We start from the raw sequence: 19,048 nt of genomic DNA on the forward strand, positions 1-19,048 counted from the left end.
ATACTATGGATGAAGAGGCTCACATCTCTCGCGGGTTTAGGTCAAAGCGACACGAGCAAATGACGAAAACTCGCGTGCCGCCTGGACAGTACGTCACAACCGAATTCCCTATTCTTTCGGCGGGCCCAACGCCACAAACCAAAGTCGCAAACTGGAATTTGGCCCTTCAGCTTGGCGGCTCCCTGCTCCGACAATGGAGCTGGGCCGAGTTCGAAGCGCTGCCGCAGACCACGGTCAACACCGATATTCATTGCGTCACGAAATGGTCGAAGCTCGATACGACGTGGCAGGGCGTGACCTTCGATGACCTGCTGAAAGCAGCCGGGCTTTTGGAACCTCCCGAACCTTATGTCATGGCTCATTGCGATGGCGGCTATTCAACGAACGTCCCTGTTGAGGATCTGGTCGACGGCAAGGGCATGATCGTTACTCGTTACGACGGCCTGCCGATCCTGCCCGCTCACGGCGGACCAGCTCGCCTGTTGGTGCCGCATCTTTACTTTTGGAAGAGCGCCAAATGGGTGCGCAGGATTCGATTTATGCCGCAGGACGAGCGCGGCTTTTGGGAGTCACTGGGATATCACAACTATGGCGACCCTTGGAAAGAGCAGAGATATGACGGTGACTAATCCCGCTTCTCCAGCCAAACGGCTTGAGTGGCAAATCGCTCACGTCCGCGACGTCGTGGTGGAAACGCGCCGCGTAAAGAGCCTCATGTTGCAGCCAGCCAGCTGGCCAGGACACCTGCCGGGTCAGCACGTCGATATCAGGCTCACAGCCGAGGATGGCTATCAAGCGCAACGTAGCTATTCCATTGCCTCGCCACCTGAAGACGAATTGCTTGCGTTGACCGTCGAGCGAGTGAAAGATGGCGAGGTCTCCCCCTATCTTCTGGATGAGCTACGCGTCGGCGACCAACTCGAGCTTCGGGGACCAATCGGGGGATATTTCGTCTGGACCGGCGCCGCAAAGGAGCCAGTTTATCTTCTCGCTGGTGGAACGGGTATCACGCCTTTGATGTCGATGCTTCGCCACCGGGACAGGCGGGCAAGCCCCCCTCCGGCCTTGCTGATCTACTCGGCTAGAAGTTGGGAAGATATCCTCTACCGAGACGAGCTCGAGGCGATGATGCTGCGTGATTCCGGCTTTCGCCTTGTTTATGCGCTTACCCGTCAGCAACCACAGGACTGGACGGGCCACCGGGGGAGAATCGATAAAGGCTTGCTTTCAGCAAATTGGTTTCCGCCCGCGCATAACCCAACAATCTATGTTTGCGGTCCTACGACCTTCGTCGAGACCGCTTCCAGTCTTCTTGTAGAGCTTGGATTTGACCCTCTCAGCATCAAGACAGAACGATTCGGTCCATCAGGAGGATAGACAGCATGTCAAATAACGTCTCCGATCTTTTGCTCGACGGCAATGTCGCGGCACAACTACTTCAGCGGATCTTCGTCCCCGACATCACACTCGCGAAGATTCGATGCGATTCATGCGATTGTGTGAGCGGCGTGGGAGCTCTGACCTTGGATGCATCTCCGATGGGAGCGGTTCTGAAGTGTGCAGATTGCGAGAGCGATCTGATGAGAGCGGTAGATACGCCGCGCGGTCTGTGGCTCGAGATGACCGGCGCGCGGTGTCTGCTATTCTAGGATCAGTGCGCAAACTATCATGTGCCCAACCGTGGAAGGCGGTGGCAGCGAAGGTGACATCTGAGGCTGTGCGTCGATCCGACATGGCAGCAAGCAGCGTTTAGCCTCGCCAATATCGGAAAAGCGCGGTTGAGGCTTGTCATGTAATCTTGTGGAAACCCGGTGTTTCCTCCCACGCTCCCCCGAGACCGGGTTAACTGCGGTCGGTCGAAAGGCGGCCGGCCGCATTTTTCAGCTTTGCGACGGTCCGTCGAACTAAAACGGGAGGTTCTCCGTGCCCGACCTCCCGACTGATATCGGTCACGTCGACGACTAGATCGCAGTCGCAAGGGAAACTCTTCGCGAGTTGTCGAGCAGGCGGCCGCCTACTCCGGTGCCGTACGATGACCTCATGGCGCAACGTATTGCCGATCAGGAAGCACGCCTTCCACTTCTGACCAAACGGCGCAAGGAAGTTCTTCAAAATGCCAAATCAGATACGAGGATAAGAGACATGGCGAAAAGTCGGATCAAGAGGAAAATGAGGTGATCGGAGCTGACGGTGTTCACATCGGAACTGTGAATCGCATCACAGCGGGCCGGATCAGGTTGACCGCGAAGGACGGCACAAGGGTCATCATCACTATATCGACCCGGGACTGATCGCGGATATCGAGGGCTAGGCGGCGCGGCTGTCGGCAGTCGCGGCCACCGCTGTCACCTTCGAGGAGGAGAAATCGGGCGAGCCACATTGACCCTCGGCACGCCACGGGACTTGTTCGGGAGGAACGGCCTGATGGCAGTCCATTCAAAGTCACTGAGGTCCATATCTCATGATTCGAGGCTCCCGTCGGGAGCTTGGATCATGCTTATCCCAACGCTCGCATTGCTGGATAGCGGGCATAGGGTATGGCAAAATCGACGCAAATGAACCTTACCGACATGCGGATACGGGCAAAGTGAGCATGGATATATGACCTCGTCGTGATTGGCACCGGAACCGCTGCTCAGGTGGCAGCACGGCGTGTCCGAAAGGCTGGGCGGACGGTTGCCTCCGGCGACGGTTTCTAATCGGCAGTTCGCGAAATCGAAGCCGCATTGACCGCCATGTCTATCTCGGCCTTCACTACGGAGTCAAAATTGTCCAGCGTGATCGGGCCGACCAGCTTGTAGGCGATCGTGCCGTCGCGGCCGACGATGAACGTCTCCGGCACGCCGTAGACGCCCCATTCGATCGCGGCGCGGCCGTTGGCGTCCACGCCGACGGCCGAGAATGGGTTGCCATAGCGCCCAAGAAAGTGCTTGGCGTTATCGGGCGCATCCTTGTAGTTGATGCCGATCAGCTGCAGCCGGTTGTCCTTGGCAAGCTCAATCAGAAGCGGCGCCTCGTCATGGCACGGCACGCACCAGGACGCCCAGACACTGACCACGCTGACTTTGTCCTTGAAGTTTGCCGGATCCAGTCCCGGCACTTGCGCGCCGTTGCTGAGCAAGCCCTGCAGCGGCGGCAACGACGTCTGTGGTGCAGGATGTCCGATCAGGGCGGAGGGAATCCGCGACGGATCGCCATCGCCAAGCCGGAACCAAAACACAGCAGCCAGCGCGAGAAAGACGATCAGCGGCAGCACTACCAGCCACGAGCGGCGCTGCGGGCTTGCTTCGGATGTCACCTGTTCGGTCATCTACGGCTCCGTTGCACTGCGCCCGGAGCGCCGCACCACGCCGCTGTCCTCTAGCTCGCGGAGGCGCCGCTTCTGGTTGCGGTGGTCGACGACGATCCAGGCAACCATCAGTGCCACCACCACGGCCGCGGCGAGATAGGAGGTCACGATAAAATAGGCGTAAGGGCCGAGCGACATCGTGCGTTACGCCGGTTGCGAGGCAGGCGAAGCCGCGCCCACTTCGCCTGATGCGGCGCGCGCCTGCATCATCTGCAGCGCGCGCACCCGCCGCCGCAGGATTTCGTTGCGCATCGCCGCCACATACAAGGTGACAAATAGCATCGTGAAACCGCCGGCCATCACCAGTAGCGGAATCAGAAAGGCGCGGTCGAGGGCCGGTCCTTCCATGCGGAACACCGAGGCCGGCTGATGCAACGTGTTCCACCAATCGACAGAGAATTTGGTGATGGGCAGGTTGATCGCGCCGACCAGGGTCAGAACCGCCGCCGCGCGCGCAGCGCGCGAGGGATCATCTACCGCCCGCCACAGCGCCATCAGGCCCAGATACATCAAGAACAGGATCAGCACCGAGGTCAGGCGTGCATCCCATTCCCAATAAGTGCCCCACATCGGTCGGCCCCACAGCGAGCCCGTCACCAGCGCGAGAAAGGTGAAGCTGGCGCCGAGGGGCGCGGCGGCCTTGGCGGCGACGTCAGCGAGCGGATGACGCCACACCAGCGTGCCGAGCGCGGTTGTGCTCATCACCGCCCAGACGAACATCGACAGCCACGCATTGGGCACATGGATGAACATGATCTTGACGGTCGCGCCCTGCTGATAGTCATTCGGCGCGGTTGCCGAGAGATAAATGCCAACCGCGAGCACGATGGCAGTTCCTGCCACGAGGATCGGCATCAGCCGCGCCGTCAGCGACAGGAACCTGGTCGGATTGGCAAGGCCGATCAGCGTCATGGCCATCCCCGGTTAGAGTCGCGACCGCCACACGCCTTCGCTGCCTCCCGCTCATGCTGGATAGCGTCGACGGACGCTAAGCGATGTTGGAGAGAACTTCGCAATAGGCCGCTCATGGTTCAACTGATACCGGTTGTTTCCGTGACGTGAGGCGTCGGACGCCGGATGCTGTGAAACGCCGCCCGCTCTCTACACGACCCTGTGCCGGCAGCGTCGCACGAGAAATGCTCGACCAAGCGGCTCGACCAGATTTCGGCAAGCGACGTGCTCAGGTGTTCGATATCCGCCTCGGAATGAAACGGTGACGCGGTGATACGAAGTCGCTCTGTACCGCGCGGGACCGTCGGGTAGTTTATGGGTTGAATGTAGATATCGTATTCGTTCAACAGAACGTCGCTGATCTGCCTGCAGAGGTCGGCGTTTCCTATCATTACCGGCACAATGTGACTAGGATTCCGGAGATGCGGCACGCCGATATCATCAAGTCGACTCCTGAGCGAGCAGACCCGGCTGTGCATGACTTCTCGCTCCGTCGCACTTGATTTGAGGTATCGCACGCTGGCTAACGCGCCTGCCGCGATGTGTGGCGGCAGCGCCGTCGTAAAAATAAAGCCCGACGAATAGCTACGCACAAAGTCGCACAATGCTGCTGATCCTGCGATATAGCCGCCGACGACCCCAAAGCCCTTAGCCAGTGTGCCTTCAATCACCGTCAACCGATTGCTCAGACCCTGTTGCGCAGCGACGCCACCGCCATGCGATCCATAGAGACCGACAGCATGCACCTCGTCCAAATAGGTCATAGCGCCATATGCATCAGCAACATCACACAGCTCTGCGATTGGTGCGATATCGCCGTCCATGGAATAGACCGATTCAAACGCCACCAGCTTAGGCGCATCGGCGTCGACCTCCGCGAGTTTACGCGCAAGATCAGCGGGATCATTATGTGCAAAGATTCTGACCGGAGCACGGCTACCTCGAATGCCTTCGATCATTGAGGCATGATTGAGTTTGTCGGAAAACACAATGCAACCCGGAATGCACGACGCTAGTGTGCCAAGCGCAGCCCAGTTCGAGACATAGCCTGAAGTAAACAAGAGTGCTGCCTCTTTCTGATGAAGATCGGCCAGATCGCGTTCGAGAAGGACATGGTAGTGATTAGTGCCCGAGATATTGCGTGTACCGCCGGCACCCGCCCCGCAGCTGTCGAGTGCCTCGTGCATAGCTGCCAGCACGGCTGGGTGCTGTCCCATTCCGAGATAGTCGTTAGAACACCAGACCGTGACCTCCCTTTTCCCGCGCGCGGAACGGAGCGTTGCACGAGGAAACTTACCTGCCTTGCGCTCCAGATCAGCGAAGACCCTGTACCGCCCCTCCCTACGAAGTTCGTCGAGGCGCTTGCAGAAATACGCATCATGATTCATGGACCACCCGGAGCTGGATTCGATGCAGGTTCAACGTCACCACAACTCGCACCCTCGCCGAGCCCATTTCGGCCAATGGAAGAAGCGAAGTACCCACCGGCACGATAATCTAGCTAGAGTATGGTGTCTGTTGCAGCATTGCTTAGACTTCGCAGATAATGCGCAATGCCGACCGATCCTCCTAAGCTTAAATTGCTGATGCTTTCATCCGCCACCGGATTGAGCCTTCGTCATCACCCCAGTCTTCTCCATCGGAGAATGAGCGACCGGACTCTTGGTCATGAGGCTGCTGGCCTTCCAATTGGCCACGTGCACTGTTGGTCGCTACTACTACTCGTCCGTAGCTGAGCGCGCAATTGGCTGAGCTCGAGCGGCCGTGCTGCCCATGCCGGTCCAGGTCATCCTTCAATCCACATTCGTGAGTGAGGCGATCGAGCGTTGCGGAGGATGCTCGGCGGCGGGTATCACCTCCAGCACGATGCTGCGGTTTCCGTCGGTACCCAAGCTCCACCTTCGGCAGAAGACGCGGTCCCCATCCTCCCATAAGACCTGGAAGTTGTTATCCCTGCCCGCGTTGAACCGAGTAGTTGGATTCACTGCCGTCTCCACCACTCCGGGCGATCAAGGCTCCGCCGGCTTGGAAGACTCTGCGATCTCGCCTGCCCGGCTGGCCAGACCAAGCTTAAACATGGCACGTTCGCCACATAGGGCGCAGTTTGCCAATCTTAACCCGGTTGTCCATCAACCGCAGGAAGCCGGTATTAGGTGAGAGACGCCAGAGGAGCCGTGCGTCTCGAAGATCAGTTGTCTCAAATCCTTCCGTAAAGCAGTCGTAAACTCGCGCTAAGATGCTTTTTGATGGTCAATAATGCACAGCGGGATATCTCAGCGCCTCGGCCGCACGCAACCCCGGATCATCTGGCGCCGTCTCCAACGCAAGGAGCATGTGCACATGCTCGTCTTTGGCCCGCAGCGCCTCGCGCGTGGTCACGAGAATGCGCGTTTGTGGTGCCTCATTCAGAACGCGTTCGACCAATTGCGCCACTGCGTCGACGTGATGGTCGCAGTTGTCGAGCACGAGAAGAGCTTTTCTGTCACCGAGAAAGTCAAGCAGGCGATGAAATGGGTCTTCCGCCCGTCCCACCGAGCCTAGCGCCGACGCGACGGCAATCGAAACCAGGCGCGACTCGGCGAGGGCACCCAGGTGGACAAAGAAGACGGCGCCGTCGAATTCCGCGAACAACGTGTGGGCGATCGCAATTGCGACCATTGTTTTCCCAACGCCCGCTGGACCGACAATGCTGACAAAACGACCTGCCGAGAGTTTGGCTAGCAATTGACGCACCGTCTGGTCTAGACCGAGCATTGTCGCAAGTCGGGCGGGCAGATTGTGTGTTCGACTTGCGATATCAGTACCGGCAGGCTGCGGCGGAGTGCGCGCCACGGCCATTACGAAGCAATAGCCGCGACCTGCAACGTTGGAAATGTAGCGAGCACCATCCAGACCATCGCCGAGCACCTTGCGAAGAGCAGAGATATGCACCCGGAGATTTGCTTCCTCCACGGTGACGTCAGGCCATGCTCGTGCGATTAACTCCTTATGACTGATAACTTCGCCAGCGCGTTCTACCAGGACGCTCAAAAGATCGAACGCACGACCGCCAATCGAAAGCACCTCTTCGCCCCTCTTCAAGACTCTCTCAGCCACGGACAGGTTGAATGGGCCGAACCGAAACACGTTCCTGACGCGCGAGCTGATTTCAGGAATGGACTGAAGTACGCGCTCTTCCATCGACGAAGTTGCCGCCCTACACCCCTGAAGTCCAATCGGTGAAAGTGGATGGCTCATCGTGTTGGCAGACCTTTCCATAAGCATCGCGCGCCACCATCTCGGTCCAGATTCGAACTGACCTAGAGCTTTCGACGCCGCATGCGCTAGGGTTGTATTCGGTGAGTAACCCATGGGCGTCGCTCCGTTGACGCAGCATAGAGGAGTACTGCGGACGCTAAATCCCACTTAGGTTTCCATTGTTGACCAAATGGATCATACCTTGGTTTTACGAACCAACACTGGCTATAGATTAGCGTCTATCGATCCAGATTGGATGGCGGAAAAGGCCCTGCCCCGTGCGGCGCAAACTGGCCTTCGAGTGCCGCTCCCTCGACCTCGCGTTACCTGCTTAGGGAGCTAGAAGCTGTAAAAGCGTTGGATCATTGCGCACGGCAGCTGATCGACCCTCAAGCGCAACCCGACCTCGATCGAGGACATAAGCGTAGTCCGCTACGCCTAGCGCGAGCTCAAGATGCTGCTCGACAATAACGACGGCGATATCTTTGACGAGGTCTCGCAAGCACCCGGCGATCTCCTCCACGACACCGATCCACAAGCCCTCAGTCGGCTCATCGAGTAGCAGGAGCCTGGGACTAGACGAGATGGCACGGCCGATCGCCAGCATTTTGCGCTCACCACCGGAAAGTGTTCCTGCCACCTGATCGAGCCGTTGACCAAGCTTGGGGAACCATGCGAGCACCTGGTCAATCGCCAACCGGTCCTGGTTCGCGAGCGCGCCCACCTCAAGGTTCTCGCGCACACTCAATCGGTTAAAGACAGAATGCTCCTGCGGCGCGTAGCCGAGACCCGCCTGAATTCGGCGCTCGGTCGGCAGTAGTGTGATGTCTTGAAGATTCAAGACGATGCTACCGCTGCGGGGCGCAATTTCGCCGACAATTGTCTTAAGCAAGGTCGATTTGCCGGCGCCGTTCCGACCAAGCACCGCTACCGCGCCATGTCTTGGCACCGCCAGAGTTACGTTGAAAAGTACCTGACTAAGGCGGTATGAGACACAAAGGTCGCGGATTTGGAGGAGCGCTGACTCAGACACGAATAAGATAGACCTCCTGCACCTTCCGGCTGTTCTGAATGTGTTTGACCGTGCCGCTGTCGATGACCTTGCCCTGATCGAGGACAGTGAGAATGTCGCAAACATCGCGGATAAAGTCGAGATCGTGCTCGACGATCACTAGAGAGCAGTGACGTTTGATCGGTATTAGCAGCTCGCCCGTTATACGTCGCTCTTCGAGGCTCATCCCGGCGGTCGGTTCATCGAGCAAGAGAAGGTGCGGTTTGCAGGCGACGGCCATCGCGATTTCGAGCCATTGCTGATGACCGTGGGATAGCGCGGCCGCTCGCTCCCAGCACCACTCAGTTAGGTGGAATTGTTCGAGCAGGTGCATTACACGTTCATGGAGTGCTCTGCGTGTACATGAGAAGATCAGACTGAAAGTGGAGCTTCGCGCCTGGAGCGCGAGGAGCACGTTGTCGTACACTGTGAGCGCCGGGAGGACACTGGTGATCTGGAATTTGAGGCTGAGGCCGGCGCGTGCTCGCTCGGTAGGCGTGGCCGCGGTGATGTCGTGGCCAACGAAGCGGATCGTCCCTCCGGCCGGGAACTCGGCACCGGCCACACATTTCATCAGCGTGCTCTTGCCGGAACCATTGGGACCGATGAGACCGTGAAATTCATTTTCACCGACGGTCAGGTCGACGCCACCCAGCGCCACCAGCCGCCCAAAGACCTTGGTTAGCCCGCGCACTTCAAGCAGCGCCATTGTCTCCCCCCGAATCGACATGGCGAGTCGGCAAAGAAGGTCTGCCGAAGCTGCCAATCCGCTCTTGCTCGGAGACCACAAGCCCAATCAGCCCAGTGGGCCAAAACAAAGCAACGACGAGCAACAGGAGCCCGAGGATAATGGGCCAGATCTCAGGAAAACTGTCGGCGAGCCAGAAGCCTGCGATTTCGGTGGCGACGACGCCGATGACAGGGCCGATCAACGTACCAACGCCGCCAAGTAGGGCGTAGAGCACGATTTGCGTTGACAGCACGACACCAACCATATGGGGCCCAACGAAGCCGTCATGGAAAGCGTAGAGACCGCCGGCGAGTCCAGCGATGGCGCCCGACAATGAGAATACTGTTAGTTTCAGCCTCTGCGCCTGGTAGCCGAAGAAGAGAATGCGCGTCTCTCGGTCGCGCGCGCCGGCAAGCGCTAGTCCGAATTGCGAACGCACGACGAAGCGGCAAACAAGATAGACAATCGCAAGCGCGCTGAAGGCGAGGTAGTAATAGACGCGCCCTTCGGCAAATTCGTAGCTACCGGCAGTCATAGGCGGGATGGAAGGGATGCCATTTTGCCCGCCAAGATAATACCATGCGCGCGCTAGCCGGTCGGCCACATAGGAGCCAGTCAGGGTGCCCAATGCGATGAAGATCATGGTTGGCGGATGGCGCCCAAGCAGCAGGAATGCGCCGAGGGCAAGCGACAAAACCAGGCCCACGGCGAGCGCAGCTGGCAGGACGACAAAAATGGATGCAACTCCGAGGTCGCGTGCCACAAGGGCCACGCCGTATCCCGCCGCCCCGAAGAATAGTGCCTGCCCGAAGCTCATGATGCCGGAGTACCCCCAAATGAGGTCGAAGCTCAGCGCAAGCAGCGCCAGGATGAGGACGCGCGTAGCGAAGATCGTGAGATAGTTCTCGAGCATGATCGGCGCTACCGCAAAAGCGGCAAAGAGCACGATCTCAAGCATCGGAATCAATTGCCGCCGGCGACTGCGGAGTGATCCGGCGCTAGTCGACGGCGCGGCTGCTAACTGGTCGGTCAGTGTTTAGCACTCCCGCGGATCGACGAGACCTTCGCTGCGCGCGGCTATCTCGAAAATTCCATTCTTGACGACGGCCGTATAAATGTTCAGCCGGCAGTGCCGTTTACCCGGGACCATTTCAGCTGGCCCGCCGGGCCCCTCGCTGATCTTGGCGTGATCGAGCGCGGCGGCGACCTGCTCGCGGTCGAGATTGCCCGCCTCCTTCACCGCTACTTCCCACAACTTCAAGCCGCGATACATACCGGTCGCGGCGGTGCCGGCCGTAAGGAGGATTTTACCGGGGAATTCCTTGTCGTATTCAGCCTGGATCCTAGCACTAGCCGGATCCAGGGCCGTTACTGTCCGGAAGTAGTCGAGGCAGGCGGCCAGCCCTTCAATTTCCTGCGGTTCGTTGATGCTGAGCGCACTCTCATCGTAATAGACGCAAGCGAGCCGGCCACCTTGCTTGCTGAAGCCGGCTTGGTAGAGCTGTTTGAAGAAGGGTCCCACGCCCGGCCAAATGATGGAGTTGAATACCACTTCCACGTTGTTTGTCATGATTTTGTTGATGGTGGCGCCATATTCTACTTGGTCGAGTGGATAGTACTCTTCGAAGATCACCTCACCACCGTTATTCTCGATGAGCTTGCGGGTATATTCATTGAGGACGTGTGGCCAGATGTAATTTGCAGACGGCAGCCCAAAGCGTTTGCCGCCGTTCCTTATCAGCCAAGGAATGATCTGGTCGCATTGCTGCGCCGGGACTGGTCCGGTGCAAAAGAGGTAGGGCGTGCATTCCTTGCCCTCATATTGCTGCGGATAGATGTAGAGCGTCTTCCCGCGCGTGACGATGACGTCCTTGATAGCGTTGCGCATCCCACTGGTGACGCCGCCCAGCACGACGTCAACCTTGTCGCGCTGGAGGAGTCTGTGGACGTTGGCGACAGCGACAGATTCGTCGGATGCCGTGTCCACGATAAAGAGTTCAATCGGGCGACCCAGAATGCCGCCAGCATCGTTGATGTCCTTCACCACCATCTTGGCGACGTTGGCGTTGGCGTTGCCCGCGTTAGCAATGGTGCCAGTAAGATCGGTGGCGATGCCAACCTTGATCGGTGCCTCGGCAGCATTCAGCCAACCGGGCCGGACCACCCAGCTGCTCACGCCGATCGCAACCGCTCCGCTCATCCAGGCGGCGCTCTGTAGAACACGCCTGCGGGTCATCGTGGAGGTGATGCAGCTGTCCTTAATTTGCTTAGGCATAGTTCGTCCTCCTTTCCGCGATCAGTCCTCCCGGCTTGAACTTGACGAAAACGATAGCGATGACGAAGGTCAGCACGTCGGCCAGCACGGGCGCTACCGCCCAAGGTAGGGCTGCGCTCAGCATGCCGACCACAGCGGCGCCCACCATCGACCCTTCGAACGAGCCAATGCCGCCCAACATGATCGCGAGAAAGCCCTCGATGAGGAACCGGACGCCGAGATCGGCAGAAAGCGAGAACACCGGCACTACCAGCGCGCCGGCGAGGCCCGCGAGGGCCGCACCGAATGTGAAGGTGACGGCATAGAGGGCGCTCGTCGAGATGCCGGACGCGCGCGCGAGAGACGGGTTCTCGAGTGCCGCGCGGCCGCGCAGCCCAAAGGAAGTTCTGGTTAGCAACAGATAGCTGGCTAGCACCACCGCTGTGGTGATGACGACAATGGCGAACCGCCAACGCGAAAGTTGGACACCCCCGACGGTGAACGAGCCGACGATCGGCTCCGGCACCGTGATATAGAGCCCGCCAATCAGGCCGCGCACACCCTCCCGAATGATAAGGCCGAGCGCATAGGTTCCGAGCATGGCGACGATCGGGGCGGCATAGAAGTGTCGGATAAAAAGACGCTCGAGAACGAAGCCGATCGCCGCTACAACGAGTGGCGCTCCAAGCATGCCGAGCCAAACCGGCAGCCCGAAGCTGTAAGCGAGATAGGTGGCGTAGGCGCCGAGGAGGACAAACTCGCCATGCGCAAAGTTGAAGATGCCCATCATGCCGGCAATGATCCCGAGTCCTAGTACCACAAGGACAATGACGGCCCCGAAACTCAGAATGTCGAAGGTGGCGCTCAGCGCGCTTTCCATGCCATCCTCGCCTACTGGAAAACGGAGAGCTGCCTGGGATCGTGCCGCAGCGATCCTCGGCAGTTGTTCCTGCTCAATCACGGCGATCAACCAGAGTTCCTAACAAAAGTCCGACTTCATCGCGATGGATTTTAGCCGAGCGAAATCAAAGAGCTGAATGGGCAAGAATTCGCGGGTCGGTTCCATAATGCCAATCATACAGATTTGCTCACCGATGGAGGGGATGCTAAACTGCCTTCTTGGTGCTTCTAGGCAAGCGCGAGAGCCGTGATATCGCCACAGGACAGCACAAACGCGTCCCCAGCTACGGCAAGAACATGATCCAATGTTCTTGGCCAGTAGGATCGGCCATGGTACATCCTATCGAGATACCCTATCATATCGTGCAGAAGTGGCAGGAGATGATGGACCTGGTTGGCGAAATCATGCACGTTCCGTCCGCCCTCATAATGAAAGTAGAGTCCCCAAACATCAGAGTTTTCGTCGCCAGCGAGTCCGAGAAGAACCCGTGGAAACGAGATGAGGTCGCGCCTCTTAGTGGCGGTACCTATTGCGAGGCTGTGATGGCGACTCGCCAAATGCTGCTTGTCCCTGACGCTCTCCAAGATGACGAATGGAAATCGAATCCTGATATTGAACTGGGGATGATCTCCTACCTGGGCCTGCCGATCACTTGGCCGGACGGCGAAATATTTGGGACAGTTTGCGTCCTCGATAGCAAAAGGAATGAACATAGCGAGGTTCACAGCAGACTTTTGCTACATTGCCGCGATGTGTCGCAAGCTGACTTGAGATCGTTAGTTACAATTCACGAACTCGAACAGTCTAGAAGCGAAGATCCGGCGCTTGGTCGACACTAATACCACCGCGATCATATTACTGGCGCGACCTTTCAATTCACATTGCGCGTGCACCCAGACAATATATCGAACAGCGAAGTTGATTGATCCGCAAACTTTGGGCGTGCTCTGGTATTATCCTCGCAGTGACACGAGCCATGCCGGATATCACACCCGGCCGATGCTGACCTGGCCTCACGGCGGAGTCGGCAGATGAACCGATTTTCCTGGTTCAGCGGTGATGACGATATTGGTTCTGAGGTGTTGTGGGAGGACGCCGAACGCCTCGTCCGCAGAAGATGGCGCCTCTCTGCCAATGGCGATAAGCCATCTGTTCTGATGGTGCTTCCGGTCGCGGAGCCCCCGACGTCTGGAAGCCTCAATCGTCTCCTACATGAATATGAAGTTAAGGACGACTTGGATGATGCATGGGCGGCCCGACCGTTGGAGCTCGTCCGCGAGCGCGGGCAGACCATACTCCTGCTCAAGGACCCAGGGGGCGAGCCACTTGACCACTTTATCGGCTCGCCCATGGAGATCGGACCATTCCTCCGCTTCGCGGTCGGCTTATCGGCTGCGCTCGGCCGGTTACACGAGCGGGGTCTCGTTCACAAGGACATCAAGCCGACCAATGTCCTTGTAAACTCCACGACTGGGCAAGCCTGGCTGACAGGCTTTGGCATCGCCGCGCGCCTACCGCGTGAGCGCCAATCACCTGATCCGCCCGAGTTCATCGCCGGGACCCTTCCCTACATGGCTCCAGAACAGACGGGGCGGATGAACCACTCGATCGACTCCAGGAGTGACCTCTACTCATTCGGAGTCACGCTCTACCAAATGCTGACCGGCAATCTTCCGTTCACAGCTTCCGATCCTATGGAGTGGGTTCATTCCCATGTTGCCAGAAAGCCGGTACCGCCAAGCGATCGGGTGAAGAATGTCTCGCCTGCCGTCTCCGCAATCATCATGAAGCTGCTCGCCAAGACTGCCGAGGAGCGCTACCAGACGGCAGCTGGCGTTGAGAGTGATCTGCGGCGCTGTCTTTCAGAATGGGAAAGTCGGTGCCACATCGACGAGTTTCCGCTTGGCGAGCACGACGCGTCGGACCGACTACTGATTCCCGAGAAACTTTACGGTCGAGCATCCGAAATCGAGACCTTGCTCGCCTCCTTCGACCGCGTTGTGGCTGGCGGCAGGACAGAGTTAGTGCTTGTTTCGGGATATTCCGGTAGCGGCAAGTCCTCCGTCGTCAATGAGCTGCACAAAGCGCTGGTGCCGGCGAGCGGCCTTTTTGCCTCCGGCAAGTTCGACCAATACAAGCGCGACATTCCTTATGCCACTTTGGCGCAAGCGTTTCGGAGCCTTGTTCGTCCGCTTCTGAGCAAGAGGGAACAAGAGCTGCGCGTCTGGCGCGATGCCATTCAAGAGGCACTTGGTCCAAATGCACTGCTCATTGTCGACCTCGTCCCTGAATTAACGCTCATCATCGGAGAACAGCCGCCGGTTCCTGATCTTCCATCCCAGGATGCGCAACGCCGCTTCCAGCTGGTGTTCCGGCGATTCATCGGCGTGTTCGCACGACCGGAACATCCGCTCGCCTTGTTCCTCGACGATCTGCAGTGGCTGGACCCGGCAACCCTTGACTTGCTTGATGATATCCTGACCCAGCCGGATGTGCGGCACCTGCTGCTGATTGGGGCGTACCGGGACAATGAAGTTGATTCTACGCATCCCCTGACGCGCAAGCTGGAAGCGATCCGTCAGGCTGGAGCAACCGTGCAGGAGATCGTCCTTGCATCCCTCACCCGTGACGACTTGGAACGGCTGATCGATGATACGCTTCAATGCGAACCGGGGCGTGTCAAACCGCTGGCCGAATTGATCCATGAGAGAACCGGTGGCAATCCATTTTTCGCAATTCAGTTCATTTTGTCGCTCAACGAAGAGGGACTGCTCACCTTCGATCGTGCAAGTGAACGGTGGTCGTGGGACGTCAATCGCATTCGCGCCAAGGGCTACACCGATAATGTGGTGGATCTCATGGTGGCGAAGTTGAACCGCCTGCCCATCAGAACTCAGAAAGCACTGCAACAGCTGGCCTGTATGGGCAATAGCGCGGATTTCGACCTGCTGGCGACAGTTTATCAGGATTCGCAGCAGGACATCCACGGCGCCCTGCGGGAGGCGATCCGAACCGGGCTCGTCGTCCACTTGGACAATGCGTATCGATTCCTGCATGACCGCGTTCAGGAAGGCGCCTATTCACTGATACCAGAAGGCGGGCGTGCCGCTGCTCACCTTCGAATCGGCCGCATCCTCGCATCACGGGTTGCACCAGCAGAGATCGAAGAGAAGATCTTCGAGATCGTAAACCAGCTCAACCGTGGCTCTTGTCTCATAGAATCAGTGAGGGAGTGTGCCCGGGTCGCAGAATTGAACCTCATTGCGGGCAGGCGCGCGAAGCTGTCTACCGCATACGCCTCGGCACTTTCGTACCTCGCAGCCGGCCGGGCATTGCTGACCGAGGAGAGCTGGGATCACAACTACGAACTCATCTTCGCTATCGAATATCTTATGGCCGAGTGCGAACTACTGACGGCCCAAACGGTGGCAGCCGAAGATCGACTTTCTATGTTGGCGCAACGAGCAAGGAACCAGCACCACATTGCGATCGTTGCACGCTTACGGCTCAGGGTTTACACCGCTTTGGATCGGAGCGATCGCGGGGTGGAGATATGCCTTGAATTCCTGCAAAGCCGCGGCACGAATTGGTCGCCGCACCCTACCGTCAACGAAGTACAGGACGAATACGATCGCATCTGGTCCCACATTGAAAGCCAGCAGATCGAGGACCTCTTTGACTTACCCTTGATGACCGATCCGGGCGTCCTCGACGTCCTCGATGTTCTAGCCGAGGTCCTGACGCCGGCATTGTTCTGTGACGAGAACTTGTGTTCACTTGTCATCTGTCGCATGGTCAACCTTAGCCTCGAGCATGGCAACAGTGACGGTTCGTGCTACGCCTATGTATGGCTTGCGATCATTGCTGGGCCCCGCTTCGGCAACTACAAAGACGGGTTTCGCTTCGGCCAACTCGGCTATGACCTAGTCGAAAAGCGCGGACTGAAGCGCTTTCAGGCACGAACCTACATGTCTTTCGGAGATATCGTCTTGCCATGGACAAGACATGTCCGAGCGGGCCGCGATCTGGTGCGCCGTGCCTTCGATGCCGCAAGCGAAATCGGTGACGTTACCTACGCGGGTTTTTGCTGTGACCACCTGATCAAGAATCTATTGGCCGCAGGAGATCCGCTGGTGGAGGCGCAGCGGGAGGCTGAGGATAGCCTAGAGTTCGCACAGAAAATTCGGTTTGGCCTCGTCGTTGACCACATCAAAGCGCAGCTCGGTCTTATCCGGAGCCTTCGCGGCCTCACTTTTGCATTTGGATCGTTCAACGATGATCAGTTCGATGAGCTTTGGTTCGAGCGCTATCTGGAAAGTAAACCGGCTTTGGCGGAACTTGAGTGTTGGTATTGGGTCCGAAAGTTACAGGCCCGCTTTTTTGCTGGAGACTATGCTTCCGCCGTCGATGCCGCGTTGCGTGCGCAACGGCAGCTCTGGACATCACCGTCACAATTCGAAACGGCAGAGTTATGCTTCTATGGCGCTCTCTCCCACGCAGCGTCATGGAATTCGGCATTACCCGACGACCAACGAGACCATTTTGACGCTCTGAGCGCTCATCACCGCCAACTCGAAGTATGGGCGGAGAATTGCCCGGAGAATTTCGAAAACCGCGCCGTGCTGGTCGGAGCAGAGATCGCGCGCATCGAGGGCCGCGATCTTGATGCGATGCGCCTTTATGAAAAGGCCATCCACTCGGCCCACCTAAACGGTTTTATTCACAATGAGGCGCTTGCCAACGAGCTCGCTGGGCGCTTCTACATCGCACGTGGTTTCGACAAGATCGCACACACCTATTTGCGGGACGCCCGTTCCTGCTATCTGTTCTGGGGCGCCGACGGGAAAGTGCGACAGCTCGATCAGCTGCATCCACAGCTCAGGCACTCAGAGCTAGCCTCCGGTCCGACGAGGACCATAGGGGCGCCCGTCGAGCATCTGGATCTCACAACGGTCATCAATGTGTCGCAAGTAGTGACCAGCGAGATCATCTTGGAAAAACTGCTCGACACCGTCATGCGTACCGCGATCCAGCATGCCGGCGCGGAGCGTGGCCTCTTGATTCTTTCGCGCGCGGCTGACCAGCATATCGCGGCCGAAGCCACGACCGATGGCAGCGCGATCGTTGTGCAGCTGTGCGATCAGCCGGTGACCGCGGCCGTGATGCCGGAATCGGTTTTGCGATTCGTCCTGCGCACACAGGAGAGCGTTATTCTCGACGATGCCTTGGCGGAGGACTCGTTTTCGGCGGATCTCTACGTCAGGCAGAACCGGGCGCGTTCGATCCTCTGCCTGCCGTTGTTGAACCAGGCCAAACTCATCGGAGTGCTTTACCTCGAGAACAGCTTGAGCTCGCATGTCTTTGTGCCAGCCCGGATTGCGGTTCTGAAACTACTCGCGTCGCAGGCCGCAATCTCGCTTGAGAACACCAGCCTGTACCGCGACCTCGCCCAACGCGAAGCCAAGATCCGGCGCCTTGTCGACGCCAACATCATTGGGATCTTCATCTCAAGGCGGGACGGGCGCATCGTGGAAGCCAATGACGCGTTTCTCAAGATGGTGGGCTATGACCGCGAGGATCTCGCCGCCGGGCGTTTGCACTGGACCGACCTTACGCCGCCCCAATGGCTCGACACTACCGCCCGCGCGCTAGAGGAGATAGATGCAACGGGGGCAGCTCAGGCTTTTGAAATGGAGTATTTACGCAAGGACGGCGGCCGCCTACCCGTCTTGATCGGTGCTGCGGCATTTGACGAAACGCGAGACGAGGGGGTGACCTTTGTACTCGATCTCACTGAGCGCAAGCTCGCCGAGGTAGAAGCACGTGCGAACGAGCAGCGATTCCGCGAAGTGCAAATGGAGCTGGCGCATGCCAACCGCGTTGCCACCATGGGTCAGCTCACCGCCTCCATTGCGCATGAAGTAAAGCAGCCAATCAGCGCCGCCGTCGCCAGCGCCCAAGCTGCTCTCCGCTTCCTAGCTCGTCGACCACCCAAGTTGGGCAAGGTACGCGAGACGCTTGAGACCATTGTAGAGACGGGCCACCGAACGGGCGATGTCGTTGACCGGATCCGCGCTCTCATCAAGAAGGCACCTGACCGGAACGAGCGCCTGGAGATCAATAAGACGATTCTCGAGGTCATTGAGCTCATCCGTGGCGAAGCGATGAGGAATGGCACTTCCGTGCAGTTAGATCTCGCAGAGAACCTGCCGCTTGTTGAAGGTGATCGGGTCCAACTACAACAGGTAATCCTCAATCTTGCTATCAATGCGGTGGAAGCTATGAGCGTCACGAGTGACAGAGAGCGAGTGTTGCTCATCAGCACAAGGACGGCGGAGCCTTTCAGCCTGCTCGTCGAAGTGCGCGATTCGGGTCCCGGGCTAACGCCGGGAACACTTGAGCACCTTTTCAACGCCTTTTACACCACAAAGGCGGGCGGTCTAGGGATGGGGCTGTCGATCTGTCGTTCCATCATCGAAGCGCATCACGGACGATTGTGGGCAACCAACATCGCGCCTCATGGGGCCGCTTTTCATTTCACGTTGCCGGCATTCTCTTAGCCGGGCGACGCGATG

General features: G+C 58.3%; 14 protein-coding genes and 3 pseudogenes. 6 read left to right on the forward strand and 11 right to left on the reverse strand.

Annotated features, from left to right (window positions below; translation table 11 throughout):
• Positions 1-59: 59 nt before the first annotated feature.
• The 4 genes and pseudogenes from QA640_RS32790 (at position 60) to QA640_RS32805 (ending at position 2,311) form a co-directional block, all read left to right on the forward strand.
• Complete coding sequence (locus QA640_RS32790) at positions 60-629, forward strand: sulfite oxidase-like oxidoreductase (RefSeq protein WP_283036961.1); 570 nt, start codon at positions 60-62, stop codon at positions 627-629.
• Positions 616-1,377 carry a ferredoxin reductase gene (locus tag QA640_RS32795; protein WP_283036962.1) on the forward strand — a complete coding sequence of 254 codons (762 nt, stop codon included), beginning with the start codon at positions 616-618 and terminating at the stop codon, positions 1,375-1,377. The genes QA640_RS32790 and QA640_RS32795 overlap by 14 nt, the downstream gene beginning before the upstream one ends.
• 5 nt (positions 1,378-1,382) lie before the next feature.
• Positions 1,383-1,649 (forward strand): DUF6510 family protein, encoded by a 267-nt coding sequence (locus QA640_RS32800; RefSeq protein WP_283036963.1) that lies wholly within the window; start codon positions 1,383-1,385, stop codon positions 1,647-1,649.
• Between the two features lie 471 nt (positions 1,650-2,120).
• Positions 2,121-2,311, forward strand: a pseudogene (locus QA640_RS32805) (DUF2171 domain-containing protein).
• A gap of 49 nt (positions 2,312-2,360) precedes the next feature.
• Here the strand turns inward: QA640_RS32805 and QA640_RS32810 are convergent.
• From QA640_RS32810 to QA640_RS32860, 11 genes and pseudogenes are all read right to left on the reverse strand, one after another.
• Positions 2,361-2,456 (reverse strand): annotated as a pseudogene (locus QA640_RS32810) (IS5/IS1182 family transposase); the annotation flags it as partial.
• A gap of 239 nt (positions 2,457-2,695) precedes the next feature.
• Positions 2,696-3,310 carry a DsbE family thiol:disulfide interchange protein gene (locus QA640_RS32815; RefSeq protein ID WP_283036964.1) on the reverse strand — a complete coding sequence of 205 codons (615 nt, stop codon included), beginning with the start codon at positions 3,308-3,310 and terminating at the stop codon, positions 2,696-2,698.
• Entirely contained in the window at positions 3,311-3,487 is a 177-nt protein-coding gene (gene ccmD / locus QA640_RS32820; protein WP_283036965.1) for a heme exporter protein CcmD, read from the reverse strand.
• A gap of 6 nt (positions 3,488-3,493) precedes the next feature.
• On the reverse strand, positions 3,494-4,261 hold the full coding sequence (locus QA640_RS32825) for a heme ABC transporter permease (RefSeq protein WP_283036966.1): 768 nt from the start codon (positions 4,259-4,261) through the stop codon (positions 3,494-3,496).
• Positions 4,262-4,503: 242 nt separating this feature from the next.
• Positions 4,504-5,688: pseudogene (gene hemA / locus QA640_RS32830) on the reverse strand (5-aminolevulinate synthase); the annotation flags it as partial.
• 862 nt (positions 5,689-6,550) lie between these two features.
• Positions 6,551-7,480, reverse strand: coding sequence for a winged helix-turn-helix domain-containing protein (locus QA640_RS32835; protein ID WP_283036968.1), 930 nt, complete (start codon positions 7,478-7,480; stop codon positions 6,551-6,553).
• Between the two features lie 388 nt (positions 7,481-7,868).
• Positions 7,869-8,570: an ABC transporter ATP-binding protein gene (locus QA640_RS32840; RefSeq protein WP_283036969.1), complete on the reverse strand. Its 702-nt coding sequence runs from the start codon at positions 8,568-8,570 to the stop codon at positions 7,869-7,871.
• Positions 8,563-9,297 carry an ABC transporter ATP-binding protein gene (locus QA640_RS32845; RefSeq protein WP_283036970.1) on the reverse strand — a complete coding sequence of 245 codons (735 nt, stop codon included), beginning with the start codon at positions 9,295-9,297 and terminating at the stop codon, positions 8,563-8,565. Before QA640_RS32845 ends, QA640_RS32840 begins: the two co-directional genes overlap by 8 nt.
• On the reverse strand, positions 9,284-10,351 hold the full coding sequence (locus QA640_RS32850; protein WP_283042953.1) for a branched-chain amino acid ABC transporter permease: 1,068 nt from the start codon (positions 10,349-10,351) through the stop codon (positions 9,284-9,286). The genes QA640_RS32845 and QA640_RS32850 overlap by 14 nt, the downstream gene beginning before the upstream one ends.
• Before the next feature lie 3 nt (positions 10,352-10,354).
• Positions 10,355-11,593 carry a substrate-binding protein gene (locus QA640_RS32855; RefSeq protein WP_283036971.1) on the reverse strand — a complete coding sequence of 413 codons (1,239 nt, stop codon included), beginning with the start codon at positions 11,591-11,593 and terminating at the stop codon, positions 10,355-10,357.
• Complete coding sequence (locus QA640_RS32860; protein ID WP_283042954.1) at positions 11,586-12,452, reverse strand: branched-chain amino acid ABC transporter permease; 867 nt, start codon at positions 12,450-12,452, stop codon at positions 11,586-11,588. Before QA640_RS32860 ends, QA640_RS32855 begins: the two co-directional genes overlap by 8 nt.
• 350 nt (positions 12,453-12,802) lie before the next feature.
• On the opposite strand from QA640_RS32860, the gene QA640_RS32865 reads away from it, so the two are divergent.
• Both QA640_RS32865 and QA640_RS32870 read left to right on the forward strand, forming a co-directional pair.
• Positions 12,803-13,312, forward strand: a complete 510-nt coding sequence (locus QA640_RS32865) for a GAF domain-containing protein (protein ID WP_283036972.1) — start codon at positions 12,803-12,805, stop codon at positions 13,310-13,312.
• A gap of 192 nt (positions 13,313-13,504) precedes the next feature.
• Positions 13,505-19,033 (forward strand): AAA family ATPase, encoded by a 5,529-nt coding sequence (locus QA640_RS32870; protein ID WP_283036973.1) that lies wholly within the window; start codon positions 13,505-13,507, stop codon positions 19,031-19,033.
• Positions 19,034-19,048 lie beyond the last annotated feature (15 nt).

It is taken from the genome of Bradyrhizobium sp. CB82 (assembly GCF_029714405.1).
GTDB lineage: Bacteria > Pseudomonadota > Alphaproteobacteria > Rhizobiales > Xanthobacteraceae > Bradyrhizobium.

Coding starts and splice junctions, on each gene's coding strand:
- QA640_RS32790 (WP_283036961.1), top strand. CDS start 60: ATGACGAAAACTCGCGTGCCGCCTGGACAGTACGTCACAACCGAATTC.
- QA640_RS32795 (WP_283036962.1), top strand. CDS start 616: ATGACGGTGACTAATCCCGCTTCTCCAGCCAAACGGCTTGAGTGGCAA.
- QA640_RS32800 (WP_283036963.1), top strand. CDS start 1,383: ATGTCAAATAACGTCTCCGATCTTTTGCTCGACGGCAATGTCGCGGCA.
- QA640_RS32815 (WP_283036964.1), bottom strand. CDS start 3,310: ATGACCGAACAGGTGACATCCGAAGCAAGCCCGCAGCGCCGCTCGTGG.
- ccmD (WP_283036965.1), bottom strand. CDS start 3,487: ATGTCGCTCGGCCCTTACGCCTATTTTATCGTGACCTCCTATCTCGCC.
- QA640_RS32825 (WP_283036966.1), bottom strand. CDS start 4,261: ATGACGCTGATCGGCCTTGCCAATCCGACCAGGTTCCTGTCGCTGACG.
- QA640_RS32835 (WP_283036968.1), bottom strand. CDS start 7,480: ATGGAAGAGCGCGTACTTCAGTCCATTCCTGAAATCAGCTCGCGCGTC.
- QA640_RS32845 (WP_283036970.1), bottom strand. CDS start 9,297: ATGGCGCTGCTTGAAGTGCGCGGGCTAACCAAGGTCTTTGGGCGGCTG.
- QA640_RS32855 (WP_283036971.1), bottom strand. CDS start 11,593: ATGCCTAAGCAAATTAAGGACAGCTGCATCACCTCCACGATGACCCGC.
- QA640_RS32860 (WP_283042954.1), bottom strand. CDS start 12,452: ATGGAAAGCGCGCTGAGCGCCACCTTCGACATTCTGAGTTTCGGGGCC.
- QA640_RS32865 (WP_283036972.1), top strand. CDS start 12,803: ATGGTACATCCTATCGAGATACCCTATCATATCGTGCAGAAGTGGCAG.
- QA640_RS32870 (WP_283036973.1), top strand. CDS start 13,505: ATGAACCGATTTTCCTGGTTCAGCGGTGATGACGATATTGGTTCTGAG.